The sequence below is a fragment of the Streptomyces sp. NPDC026377 genome (assembly GCF_055567715.1).
The window spans coordinates 17595-30794 of the sequence record NZ_JBVHPV010000024.1; the positions used below are offsets into that span (position 1 = coordinate 17595).

Annotated in this window: 4 protein-coding genes and 1 pseudogene; 2 read left to right on the top strand and 3 right to left on the bottom strand. The window is 67.9% G+C overall.

Annotation, left to right across the window (positions count from 1 at the left end; genetic code table 11):
* Positions 1-332 (top strand): annotated as a pseudogene (locus ACZ4MU_RS32375) (hypothetical protein); the annotation flags it as partial.
* Between the two features lie 335 nt (positions 333-667).
* On the opposite strand, the gene ACZ4MU_RS32380 reads toward ACZ4MU_RS32375, so the two are convergent.
* From ACZ4MU_RS32380 to ACZ4MU_RS32390, 3 genes are all read right to left on the bottom strand, one after another.
* Positions 668-1165 carry a hypothetical protein gene (locus ACZ4MU_RS32380; RefSeq protein ID WP_467883110.1) on the bottom strand — a complete coding sequence of 166 codons (498 nt, stop codon included), beginning with the start codon at positions 1163-1165 and terminating at the stop codon, positions 668-670.
* Positions 1166-1578: 413 nt separating this feature from the next.
* A complete protein-coding gene (locus ACZ4MU_RS32385) occupies positions 1579-2004 on the bottom strand; it encodes a DUF6896 domain-containing protein (protein WP_467883111.1) in 426 nt (141 codons plus the stop codon).
* Entirely contained in the window at positions 2001-8843 is a 6843-nt protein-coding gene (locus ACZ4MU_RS32390; protein WP_467883112.1) for an RHS repeat-associated core domain-containing protein, read from the bottom strand. Before ACZ4MU_RS32390 ends, ACZ4MU_RS32385 begins: the two co-directional genes overlap by 4 nt.
* A gap of 664 nt (positions 8844-9507) precedes the next feature.
* On the opposite strand from ACZ4MU_RS32390, the gene ACZ4MU_RS32395 reads away from it, so the two are divergent.
* The coding region (locus ACZ4MU_RS32395; protein WP_467883113.1) for an FG-GAP-like repeat-containing protein at positions 9508-13200 on the top strand (3693 nt) is incomplete at its 3' end.

Genomic DNA, 13200 nt, shown 5'->3' on the forward strand with positions numbered 1-13200 from the left:
GCACCTTCGGCGGCCCGCGTCAGCTGACCGGGGGCTGGAGCTTCACCGAGACCACTGGCGCGGACCTCACCGGCGACGGCAAACCCGACCTCATCGCCAAGGACAGCCGGGCCGATCTGTACCTGTGGAGGGCGAACGCCGATGGCACCTTCCGCTCCAAGGAGCTTCTGAGCCACGACTGGAACTACACGCAGACCACCTCCGGCGCCTTCCGCGAACCGGGCCGCGACCACCTCATCGCCCGCAGCGACGCCACCGGCGAGCTCGACCAGTGGGTGAACGACGGGACCGCTCAGCTCACCAGTCGGCTGCGGCTCACCGGCGGGTGGTAACACCCGGAGAGCGAGGGACCGCTGAAATCGGCCCCGGGCCGCACGTCATCGAGCGTCCCGCCGAACACGAATGTTCCTCGGGTGGTCTCTGTTCATACAACGCCGCGGAGGCTCTGTCCGCATCCGATCATGGGATTCGTTACTCCTGACGGGCCGGCTCGCCGGGCTAACGGGGTGCGGCAGACGTTCCACGCGCAGAACCCCACGGCCCACTTCACCAGCGTCCGCATGTGGCCACCGACCGTCGCGGGTCGCCTTGCAGCGCCCGCCGGAAGGGCGAACCCCGACGAAATGTGATTTCACCGGGGGCACCGGTCCGGGTGCTTCCCCTTGGCTCACATGGTCGGTACGGCCAAGCCTGAGGCCAACTCCGGGTGCTGGCGCCTCAGTTCGTCGACGAGCACCCGGAGCGGCGAGGTGGCGCTCACGTTGGTGGCGACGACCCGAAGCGGCAGCATGACGCTCTCCCCGGACCTCAGCCCCAACCGCACTCCCCGCATCTCGACCTGCTTCCGCGCCCCGAACACTCGGACGTTCGCCTGTTCCTTGACCACAGCCGCCGAGGCGACGTCCTCCACACGGACGGATCCGGAGGGCGAGAGGCCGCTCTTCACCCCGCCTCTCGGCGTCTTCCAAGCTATGGCCCCGGGTTCAACGAGGACCCAGATCTGAGAGGGCAGCGACAAGAACCGCGCGACGACGAGCAGCGCCAGGAGCCCGAGGAACACCTGAGCCAGGACAGACGACAGACTCACGGCTACGGCGATCAGTGCGCCGCCCAAGAAGAGCGATACGTTTCTTGCTTGCCGCATCGTGTACATCCGGATCTTCAACGGAACTCCATGTAGAGAACGGCTCCGCACCCGGAAGCCTCTGCGATTGAAAACAGGCGGCCGTCACACAGCCACTTACGGGGGAACCTACAACGGTTCCTATCTACAGCAATGCACCTGAAACAGACACCCAATTCACCGACTGCCTGCCCGACTCCAGGGTGGCCCGGCAAGCAACTATAGGGCTTTCCTTGCCTGAATTTAAGAGTCGCCGCATCGAGCACGCTGTCGGTCACCACCCAGGGTGTATCGCTACCGGTGACGCCCAACCCACAGGCAGACCCCGCCCAGTCGCGATGGTAGACACTTCGGCACACGCCAGAAGCCCCACCGGAAGAGCGACCAGTAGGGCCTCTGCCTTACCTGCTGTGGCAAAACTTGGTGGCCGTGTTGGCCCTGCCCATCGCCATCAGTTAACCGCCAGTCGATTGCTCAGATTTCACCGAGAACCATCCTTCACTGACCTCTTCGAGAGTCCCAGATGAAGCCATTCGGCGACATTCATGGAGCAACTCCTCTCCTGTCACTTTCGAGGCAGATCCCCGACTCAAGGAGAACCTCTCGATCCGCCACGAATCGAACACTGGAGTTCCGTCGGCAAGGAAATCTACATCGATTTCATGGCCGTCACTCGAAACAAAAAGGCAACCGTTCCCGTGCACGGCGTACTCGATCCCACTCGAGATTGATCCAGAGTTTGAAAGCCGCCCTGCACGCACACCCCTCACGATCGCTGCCAGGCTCGAACCCAGATCAGGGATACTTCTCAAGACATCCGATTGAACACGAGCTAGGGCCTCAACGTACTTCGCCACCTCGACGGAAGCTTCGCTCATCATCTGTACCCCGGCCTCTTGTGACGGTTCACGAGTTTATCCGGCCCCACTTCAGCCCATGCAGTAACCACATCGTCGATGCCGCCCGAATATCGGGTGGTCAGCTCCTCTTCCGGCACGACCTGATAAGGGACCTCGAGCCCTGCCCGCTTAGCTGCTGCCACACGATGGTGGCCGTCCAGGATGTACAGCTCATCGTTATGCTGCGCAACCTTGATCGGATCTCCCTGCCAGCCTCCTTCCTTCATGGAAGCTGTCAGGTTGTCTACGTTCCGCTTGGATGCGTTACCGGACAGCGCCTCGGTTCGCTTGAGACTGTAAGGATCAGCCGTTCCGCAATTATGGACGAGTACCGGCGTGGCACCCGCCAGCACATAGTACGTATGAGTGCGCTCAACGGTGAGGTTATACGTCGTCACCGCCCGCCGGTAATCACGGACCCTGACGACCGTGAGCAGCCCGCCACCGGGCTCTCGCAGCTGTTCGCCCGGCTTGAGGTTCGTCGCGTCGACCCACTGCTTGCGCGTCGCGTCCCAGTACGGGTGGTGCTGCGTGGAAGTGACGACCTTGTCGCCCTCGGCCGTGCGGACCGTCGTGTCCGTGAAGTCCTTGTCCGTCAGCGTCACCTCCACGTGGGTGACCTTCTGCGGCTTCGTCGTGTTCGTCAGCGGGTCCGTCGCCTCGACGGTGTCGCCGACCTTCACCTGGTCGATCGGGACAGTGGCGCCGCTCGCGAGCAGGACTGTCGTCGAGGCCGGGAAGCTGTTGCACCCAGGTCTCGTGGAAGCGAGTTCCCTCCCTGCGGTCGCCTCGCCCTTGGCAGCCGCCGCGCCCGCCTCCCCCTCGGCCCCCGACTTCGACACCGCCTTGGACACGCCCTTGGCGACCTTCGCCGCCGCGCCGACCACCGCCGCGCCGGCTCCCACCGCCGCCAGGGCTTCTCCGCCCGCTGATATCACGGCCCCGGCCGCCGCGGCTGTCGCTCCGAATGTGGCGCCTTCGGCGGCTCCGGTGGCCGCCGCCATCATGACTCCGGCGCAGGCGACGCCTGCCGGGGTGACGCAGGCCGCGACCACCGCCACGATCACCACCGTGATCACGACGACCACGGCGACCGTCTCGATCTTGTCCCAGACCTTCTGCCACCAGTGGTGGTGCTTGGGCTTCTTGGGCGGTGCGGGCCGGGTGTCGTACACGACGCCGGTGGTGGCGGTGTACGTGGCGTACGCGTCCTCGCTCTTCGTCTCAGGTGAGGAGCTCCGGTTGCACTTCTCCGGGTTGATGTCGCAGATCGTCTGCCCGGTGGGGTCCGCGTTGTTCAGCGGGGAGTTGTCCGCATACGCGTAGCCGTTCAGCGCCTGCGGGTCGGCCGCGTCGAAGACCGGGTCCACCGACAGGAAGCGGCCCAGGTTCGGGTCGTACTCGCGGGCGCCCAGGTTGGTCAGACCCGTGTCCGTGTCCACGGTCCCGCCCACGAAGCCCTTGTCGCCGGGCCAGGTGGCGGGAGTCGGGCCGCCCCGGTTCTGGCCGAACGGGGCCGTCGGCCGGCGCTGGACCGTGAGCGTCGCCGAGTCCACGGCGACGTTGTCCGTGCCGTGCGGGTCGGAGGCCAGGTAGGTGAGGCGGCCGTCGCTCGTGCGGGCCAGGGTCAGGGAGCCCGGGACGCCGTAGTAGCGGGTGGCGCTCGTCGCGTTGGTGTCCTTGTTCAGGACCACCTCGGTGCCCGGCAGGTACAGCGTCGACGTCGTCGGGTCGTGGCGCAGCAGCTGGTTGCCGTCCGCGTCGTAGACGAAGTCCGTGCCCTTCTCCGTCTGGGTCTTGGTGACCGTGTCGAGTTTGCCCTCGTCGGTCCAGGTGAAGTTCTGCGTGCCCGCGACCGTGGTGTGGGCGGTGGTGTTGCCCGCCTCGTCGTAGGCGAAGGTCTCGGTGCTGGTGCCCTTGGCCGGGCTGCTGGCCGTCATCGACTGGACGGCGTGCGGGTGCGGCTGGCCGGGCGCCGGGTAGGCCTGCGTGTGGGTGACGTCCTTCGTCGTGTCACCGGTGACGTCGTGGTCGACCTCGCTCGTACGGTTGCCGGTCAGGTCGTACCCGTACGACTGCCAGTACGGGTTCGGGCCGCCCAGGTTGGCCGCGCTCGGCGTGGTGTTGGCGCAGCCGCCGATGCCCGAGACCTTCGGGGCGGCCTCTGTGGTGGTGCCGCCCTTGTCGGTCCACGCCTCGGTGAGCCGGTTCAGGTAGTCGTAGCTGAAGCACTGCGTGTCGGTCTGGCCGGTGTCCTGGACGTCCGAGGCCGAGGTGACCGCGCCCGACGGGGTGTAGGTGTAGCTGGTGACGTCGACCGGTGTGGTGCCGTTCTCCTTGTCCAGCGTCGACTTGAGCACCCGGCCGGTGGCGGGGTCGTAGCTGTTGGTCTGCGAGACCTGCTTGGGCACGTCGCCGAGGAGGCTGCGCTGGACCTGGCCGTACGGCGTGTACCACATGCCGCTGATGTAGTCGGCTCCTCCACCGACCAGCATCGGCTTGCCGGCGAGGTTGTAGGAGTAGTAGACCGGCTCGGCGGCCAGGCCTCCCGCCGCCGGCATGGTGGCGGTGTCCAGCAGACCGGTGTTCGGCGTGTACGCCGCGGTGGTCGTGTAGGTGCCGGCCAGTTTGCCCTCGGCCGCGGGGATCGTGACCGTGCTGCCGGTGGGCCGGTACGCCACGTCGTAGCCGGTGACCGCGTTGGTGTACGCGTTGCCGTTGCTGTAGCGGGTCGACGACGTCGGCTGTCCCTTGGCCAGGGTGTCGTACGTCCACGAGGCCAGCTTCGTACCGCTCGTCGACCCGGCGTACTCGGCCGTCTTGCGGCCCAGTTCGTCGTAGGTGAACGCCAGTGTCTTGTGGCGGGCGTCCGTGACCGAGGTGAGCCGGTCGAGGTCGTCGTACCCGTAGGTGGTCGTGCCGGTGTCCGGGTCCGTGGAGGAGGCCCTGCGGCCGCGCTGGTCGAAGGTGGTGCTCCACTTGTTGCCCGCGCTGTCGGTCACCTGGTCCTGGTTGCCCGACGCGTCGTAGTGGTAGCGCGTGACGTCGGACGGGCCGGTGGGTGTGCCTCCGTGGTACTGGCGGAGCTCGACCGTGCGGCCGCGCGCGTCGGTGAGGGTGCTGGTCGCCGAGGCGCCGGGCGGCGGGGTGACGTCGACCCGGTCGACGCCGGGGTACGCGGTGCTGCTGCGCCACTGTTCCACGGCGAGGCTGGAGAGGGTCTGCGCCACGGGGCGGCCCATGCCGTCGTAGAACGTGCCGGTCTGGGACGGCACCTGGTCGTCGTTGACCACGAACAGCGAGGGCGTGGGGTTGGTGGTGTTGTAGTACGGCGCGTTGGTCTTCACCGTCCAGCCGTGGGTGTCGTAGAAGGTGTCCGACACCAGCCGGCCGGTCCCGCCGTCGGCACTGCTCTGCTGCTCCTGGCGCAGCCGCAGCAGGCCGTCGTAGAGCTTGTAGTCGATCGTGTAGGAGTTGTCCTCGCGGAGCGTCTCGCTGGTGACGACGCTCGGGGTGCCCTTGTTGAGCGCGTAGGTGAAGCGCTTGTCGGCGCTCTTGCTCGCCTTGGGCCGGCCGGGCAGCCAGACGGCCGCGAGTCTGCCGAGCGGGTCGTACGCCAGGTCGGTGATGCGGCCGTTGGCGTCGGTCGTGGTCAGCGGGGCGGCCCGCAGCGGGTCATAGGTGGTGGTGCTTTTCCAGCCCGCGGTGGCCGGGGCCACGACCGGCTGGGTGCTCGTGGCGGAGGTCGGCAGCACGCCGGTCGCCGGGCTGTAGGCGGTGGACGTGGTGGCGCCCAGCGCGTCGGTCACGCTCGTCACACGGCCGTAGCCGTCGTAGGTGCTCGTGCCGATCGTCTTGAACTGGGCCACGCCGGAACTGTCGTAGTGGTCGAGGACCTGGGTGGATGTGGCGTCGCCCGTGCCCAGGACGTAGCCGAACGGCTTGTTGTCGTACATGCTGCGGTTGTCCGCGAGCGTGTTGTCCGCGTTCGGCGTGCTGTCACAGCTTCCGGCGATCTTGATGACCTCGGACGGGAAGGCCATCATGTTGGCCCAGGGCGTCGCGTTCTGCGCGTAGCTGGTCTTCGTGCAGACTTCCGGCGTCGCCGAGGTGCCGTCGCCCTTGTCGTCGACCGCGACGACGCGTCCGTCCGTGTCGTACGAGGTGTCGATCTCCGAGGTGCGCCAGGTCTTGGCGGCGCGCAGCGCACTCGTCTGAACCTTGGCGGTGCCCCCGAGCCGGGCGGTCAGGTCGGGCAGACCGGCCCGTTTGTGGGTGGCGGTGACGCGGCCTTCCCAGGGGGTACGGAAGGTGGCTTCCTGGATGGATCCGCCGGCCGTGTCGTAGGCCCGGCTCTCACGGACAACACCGGCCAGCTGATCGTCGTCGGTCACCGAGACGCCCGCGGAGTCCGTGACGGTGACCGACTTGTGGGAACCGTCGGCCTTCAGGTCCCCGTTCATACCGCGCAGGTAGAGAGCGGAACTCTGGGTGAGCTCCTGGGGGGCGGTGCCGGTGTGGGTGACGACCTCTGCGTAGCCGCGGAACTGGCCCCAGCTGCGGTTCTTGGGGTCCATCAGCTCTTCGTCGTCGTGGTGCCAGGCCGCGCCGCCCCGGTACTCGTACGAGGTGGACTTGGCGGCGGCGCCCAGCGTGGAGTTGTCGACCTCGGTGACCTGTTCGACCAGGTACTTGTGGAACCAGTCCAGGGTGGGGTCGCTCGCGCCCTGCGGTACCCAGTACACGGGGTAGCAGGCCATCGTGTTGCTGTCCGGCGCGGCGGGCATATGCGTGCCCTTGACGCACTCCGCCGACTTGTACGTGACGTTGATCTGGGCGCCGGCTTCGGTGACGATCGCCCGGACCCGGTACCGGTTGATCGGCGGGATGTTGTCGGTGGCCGTGTCGACCCGGTTGGCGAGCCGTGTCCCGTAGAAGGTGACGGCGGGCAGCCCGAGCGTGCCGCCGTCCTTGCCCGTGTGGGTGATCGACGCGAGCCACAGGCCCGGCTTGTTGGTGTCGCCGGTGGCCGGATACTGCTGGGTGAGGTCGTAGGTGTCCGCCTGGGAGTACGCCGAGCCGACCAGCACCTGGGTGGTGATGGCCGCAAGCCGCCTGGTGGTCCAGAACGATGGCGCGTGGTTGGAACAGGTGCCGGTCGACGCGCAGTTCTGGTCGAACGGCACATCGGGCCAGTGGCTGGCGGTGGCCGCGGTGGGCGGCGTATCGGGGCACTTGAACGTCGAGTCGGAGACGCAGCGCTCCGACGTGGTGAAGACGATCTGGGCGGCGGCCTTGCTCCCGGCGACCGCGTCCGGCACCCGCTGGCCGTAGGAGATGGTGGTGAGGTACCCGCCGCGGATGTAGGACGTGAGGGTGTTGGAGGTGCCGCGCGCGTAGTAGTTGGACTCGGTCTTGTACGTGTACGTCGTCACGTTCTGGTTGGGGTCCACGACGAAGTCGAGGGACCAGTGCCATGCCTGCTGGCACCAGGAGGTGTCGAACGTGTCCCCGTGGCAGGGCTCCCCGCTGTTGTTGCCGAAGACCGGGGCGGTCCAGGTGGAGTTGGTGGTGGGCGTGGTGGTGCTGCCGGGCGCGTGGTTGAGGCCGAAGTAGTACTGGGTGCCGTTGGTCGTGGTGACCCGCCAGTACTCGCCGTCCTTCGCGCCGTTGGCCGCGCCCGTGAGGCGCTCCACCCGCGAGCCGTCGTCGCCGCTCTCACGCCAGATTCCGGTCGTGTCGTCCTTCACGAGCTTGACGGTGCGACCGCCGAGCGACAGCGTCGCGTTGTCGGCCGCCCAGCAGTTGTCACCGACCGTGTTGGGCTGGCCGTCTTTGGAGCACGGCTTGTACGAGCGCTCGACGTAGCCGGGCTGGTAGTCCCAGCCGTCGCCGATCCATGAGGCCTGGTTGTTGGTCGCGGCGGTACGGCCGTCGATGCTGGAGGAGTCGTACGTCAGCGCCACCGAGGGCGCGGAACCACCTAGCGGCGGGGGCACGCCGATCGGGTACGTCCAGGTGAAGTCGCCGGAGGAGGTGCCCGCGCTCCAGCTCCCGGAGGGGGAGAGCGCGGTGGCGCCGTAGGTGCCGCCGGCGCCCGCTGCGGCCGCCGTCGCGGCGAGCACGAGCGGCTGGGCACCGCCTGTCGTGGCGGCGCCGGGCAGCGCGACGTCGGCCACGAGTCGGTGGTTCTCGAAGTCGTTGCGGAAAGGCAGGGGCTTGGACGTGCGGCATGCCGGGGAGTGCGGCGTCGTCATGGCACAGGCGGGCAGCTGGACCAGTTGGAGGCGGGCCGCGTAGTCACCGCCGTAGGCGTCGGCGAAACCGGTGTAGTCCAGGCCGACCGAGGCCTTGCCGCCCGTCTGGCGCGGCGCACTGTCGGTCAGGGAGAACATTGCGCCATTGACCCCGGCGCGCTGCGCGGCGGTACGGCCCGCGACCGCAACGGTGACGGCTGTGGGTGTGGGTGTGGTGCCGGTGGCTTGGTTCGTGCGCTGTTTGGTCAGTGCACCCGGGCGGCCGACCCATACCGGGGTTCCGGCCGCGTGGGCCGGGCCGGGCTCGGTGTAGGGCAGCCGCGTGACCGACTGCCGCGAGGGCGCCTGCGGGGGCGCGATGTTGTCGGCCGCCGGATCGACCTGAACACGGGTCGCGGCCGGCCAGTTCACTGACAGCGGGCGGTACTTGGCAGGAGACGACCCGTGAGTACCGGAGGGCGCGTCGGCCTGGTGCGGCTCGACGTCGTGACCCGGCACCGAGTGCGCCTTGTCCAGTGGCCGCGGCGACCACTGCTTGGGCAGATGGTGACCTTGAGCGAGCACCGGAGCCCCGGAAAGCAGCGTCAGAACCAACGCGAAACAGGCAGCCAATGCCACCGAGTCACGTGTTCTGCCCGCATATCGAATCCAGCCAAAAAACCTCGAGAAATACCCGTCCCTGCTTCTCACTACAGTCCCCACCCCAGCAAGCAAAAGAGACCGGAAAACTAGCAGTGGAAAGGTTCTGGTCACCCCATGCGAGCGCAAAGAGTGAGCAAATTAAGGGCTCAAATCCCTTACTGCGACGCCAGATGGCCCAGATCGGACACTTCACAGAAAGCCCACCGGTCCACCATGCAATGGTCAGGGCATTTCCCCCAATACATCTCTATATCTGCACGATGGTTCCTCGGGCGTCAGCACCACTCCCCATGGATCGCAAGTCCGACTTACCTGCTATGAACCTATTCACTCCATCGACCATCCAGCCCGTCATGAAAACGCGCGCTGAATGTCGGACTCCCCGTATATGCTCCCTGGGCGCTCGCTGAATTAGTGGGCTGAATTCCAGATTCCGCAGCCATACAGGAGCAGCATGGGGACCGAAAGACGGCGTCGGCGAAAAGCGATCGCCTCGGCCTGGAGTCTGGCGGTGAGTGGCGCCCTGATATCCGTCGCACTCGGCGCCGGCCCGGCAGCGGCCGGCGAGGGTGACGCTCCCGCTCCTGTGAAGCCGAACCCCGTCGAGCACCCCGCTACGGAACCATCGACACCGCTCACCGGTCCGCAGGCCGCCGAAGCCGAGGCCGCGGCGCAGGCCAGGGCGACCGGCTCGGCCGTGCCCGTGCAGAGTGCCACCACCCCGACCAGTACGCTCACCGCCAACCCGGACGGGAGCTTCACCCAGAGGCAGAACGTCACTCCCGTACGGGTGCAGAAGGACGGTCAGTGGACGCCGCTCGACGCCACTCTCCGGCGCGGCAACGACGGGTCGCTCACCACCACCGCGACTCCCACCGCGCTCGCGTTCTCCCCGGGCGGGACAGGCCCGCTCGCCAAGATGACCACGCCCGAAGGCAGGCAACTCGCGCTCTCCTGGCCTGATCCCCTGCCCGCGCCCACCGTGTCCGGCAGAGCCGCCCTGTATCCGAACGTCCTTCCCGACGTCGACCTCCGCGTCACCGCCCAGGACCAGGGCGGATTCACTCAGGTCCTGATCGTCAAGACCCGCGAGGCCGCCGCGAATCCGAAGCTGGCCACCGTGCGGCTCGCCACCTGGACGACGAGCGGACTGACGCTGTCGGACGACGCACACGGCGGCCTGAGCGCCAAGGACACCACGGGGGCCGCGGTCTTCTCCGCCCCCACTCCGACGATGTGGGACTCCAGCACCGCGTCCGGCTCCGCAACGTCCGGTCTGTCGGTGGCCCGCAACAGGGCCCTGGTACAGGAACGCACGGCCGCCCCGGGCGAGACAGGCTCCTCGCCCGATGGGCCGGGGGCCGGTGCCAAGCAGGCCGACCTGCAGGCCCGGACCGCCGAAGGGGCCATCACCCTCACCCCCGACCAGCACCTGCTCACCGCCACCGACACGCACTACCCCGTGTACATCGATCCCAACTGGGAACCGGGCAGGACCGACAGCAACACCTGGGGTGCCGTCTGGGAGGCGTACAAGAACAGCGCCTGGGACACCGGCAAGTGGGGCAACCCGGGCATCGGCTACCAGGGCTACCAGACCGACACCGGCATCGAGCGCGTCTACTACAAGTTCAACACGTCCCCGTACGCCGGAAAGGTCATCCACTCGGCCACCCTCACCATGACCGAGACGTACTCCGCCTCGATCGGCTGCGAGAAGTACGGGCTCAACGTCTACCGCACCGACTCCTTCAGCCCGGGCATCACCTGGAACACCGCGCCCAGCGCCCACGAGAGGATCGGCAGCGCCTCGGTCACCGGCACCCGCAACAACGACTGCCCCGGCAACCAGCTCGCCGAGGCCGACATCACCTCGGCCGTCGACAACGCGGGTTCCAGCCTGGCGGTCGGCGTCTTCGCCGCCGACGAGAGCAACCGGGACGCCTTCAAGCGCTTCTCGACCAGCGCGTCCCTGGTCGTGCAGTACAACACCGTCCCCAAGGTGCCCACCTCGCCCGGGACAACCCCGGCCTCCGTGTCTCCGACCACGCCCGACTGCGGGGTGAACACCATCGGCTGGATCGGCGCGACCAACGCGGCCGGTGACGGAATCCACCTCCGGGCCACGGTCGCCGACGCCGACTCCGACCAGCAGGTCCGCGGACAGTTCGGGATCTGGGACGACTCGGACGGCAGCAGAAGCGTCATCGGCATGGGCGACAACGGCTCCAGTACCGCCTGGGTCTCCAGCGGCACCACCGTCGACAAGGCGGTGGGCACCCTCACCGACGGTCATCTGTACGGCTGGTACGCCCGCTCCGACGACGGCATCAGCCACTCCGCCACCACACCCGTCTGCCACTTCCGCGTGGACGGGACACCACCGTCGGAGCCGGCGGTCGCCTCGGACGACTACCCCGCCTCCGGCTCCACGGTCACGACGCACCACGCGGACGACCGGTTCAGCGGCACGTTCCGGCTCAGCGCCTCGGACGGCGGAAGCGGCGTCGACTCCTTCGAGTACTCCTTCAACCGGTCCCTCCCGGTCGGCGGCGCCACAACCGTCGACGCCGTGAACGGGACAGCCTCCCTGAACCTGACACCCGGCCATTGGGGCACGAACGTGCTCTACGTCAACGCGGTCGACAACGCCGGAAACCGCTCGCGGACTTACGAGTACGACTTCTACGTGCCGGGCAATCCGAACGCCAAGGCCGTGGCGGGGGACCTGACCGGCGACGGCCTGCCGGACGTCGCCACCGTGGACGGCGGCGGGAACATCCGCATGTACCCGGTCGGGACGGACGACCCGGCGCGCGGCGGTACCGTCGCGGCCTACCAGGCGCCCAGCAAGCTGCCGACCACCGCCACGTGGGCGGGGGCCATCCTCGCCCACCGCGGTTCCCAGCACGGCGGCCAAACCGTCGACGACCTGTTCGCCTACAAGGGCGGAGAGCTGTACCTCTACCTCAACCCGACGAACGGCGACTTCACCAAGGCGCAGCTCGTGACGGTGAGCCGGCCGACGTGTACTGCCGATGCGGGCAAGTGCCAGGTCTATGACAAGACCGGCTGGCAGCAAGTCACCCAACTTGTCACGCCCGGCGACGTGGACGGAGACGGTGGCAACGACCTGATCACCGTGGAGAGCGGCGTGCTCTGGCTGTTCCACGGGCTCGGCAATGGCCGTTTCCTCAACCCGGTCCAGATCGGCACCGGCGGCTGGCAGAGCATGACTGTTCTCGCCCCCGGCGACGTCGGCGGGGCCACCGGCGCCACACGTGACGGTCTGCCGGACCTGTGGGCCCGGGACACCACCACCGGCGCCCTGTACGCGTACTACAACCGCGCGGGCGACCCGACGGGACTGGGCGACATCACCACCCGCCAGCCGATCGGCTCCGGCTTCTCCCTGCTGGCCCACCCGTCAATTACTTCCGACGGTGACCTCGACGGCGACGGCTACGCCGATCTCGTCTCCACCACCTGGGACGGACGCCTCATCGAGTTCCCCGGCCGGGCACCCGCCGCGGGCCAGTTCCCGTTCACTTCCGCCGCGGACATCAGCCAGCGTGTCTGGGGCAAGACCATCCAGACCCTGGAAGGCTCTCCCTACCGCCCGTACGCCAGGAACGACTACGACGGCGACGGCAGAAGCGACCTCACCGCCATCTCCGGCTCCGGCACCCTCTACTACTGGCACGGCAACGGCAACGGCAGCCTGCGCAACGGCGCCCGTCTGTGGGCGGGTGAGGGCGACTACCTCACCTTCCGCGACCTCGCGCCGGGCGACTTCAACGGGGACGGCAGGACCGACCTCGCCGCCATCAGCGGTGTGGGGACCCTTTACTGGAAGCCGGGTGACGGCAACGGCGGTCTCGGCGAGACCCTCAAGCTGTGGCTTACGGATGAGGACTTCAAGCCCTTCCGGGATCTGACCTCCGGCGACTTCAACGGAGACGGGAAAGCCGATGTCGCCGTCATCTCCGGCTCCGGCAACCTCTACTGGTGGGCAGGCGACGGCAAGGGCCACCTCGGCTCCGCCCAACGCCTCTGGCCCAACGACGGCGATTTCTCCACCTTCCGCGACCTCACCACCGGCGACTTCAACTCAGACGGCAAGACCGACCTCGCCGCCATCTCCGGCTCCGGCAACCTCTACTGGTGGGCAGGCGACGGCAACGGCCACCTCGGCTCCGCCCAACGCCTCTGGCCCAACGACGGCGATTTCTCCACCTTCCGCGACCTCACCACCGGCGACTTCAACTCAGACGGCAAG

Coding starts and splice junctions, on each gene's coding strand:
- ACZ4MU_RS32385 (WP_467883111.1), bottom strand. CDS start 2,004: ATGATGAGCGAAGCTTCCGTCGAGGTGGCGAAGTACGTTGAGGCCCTA.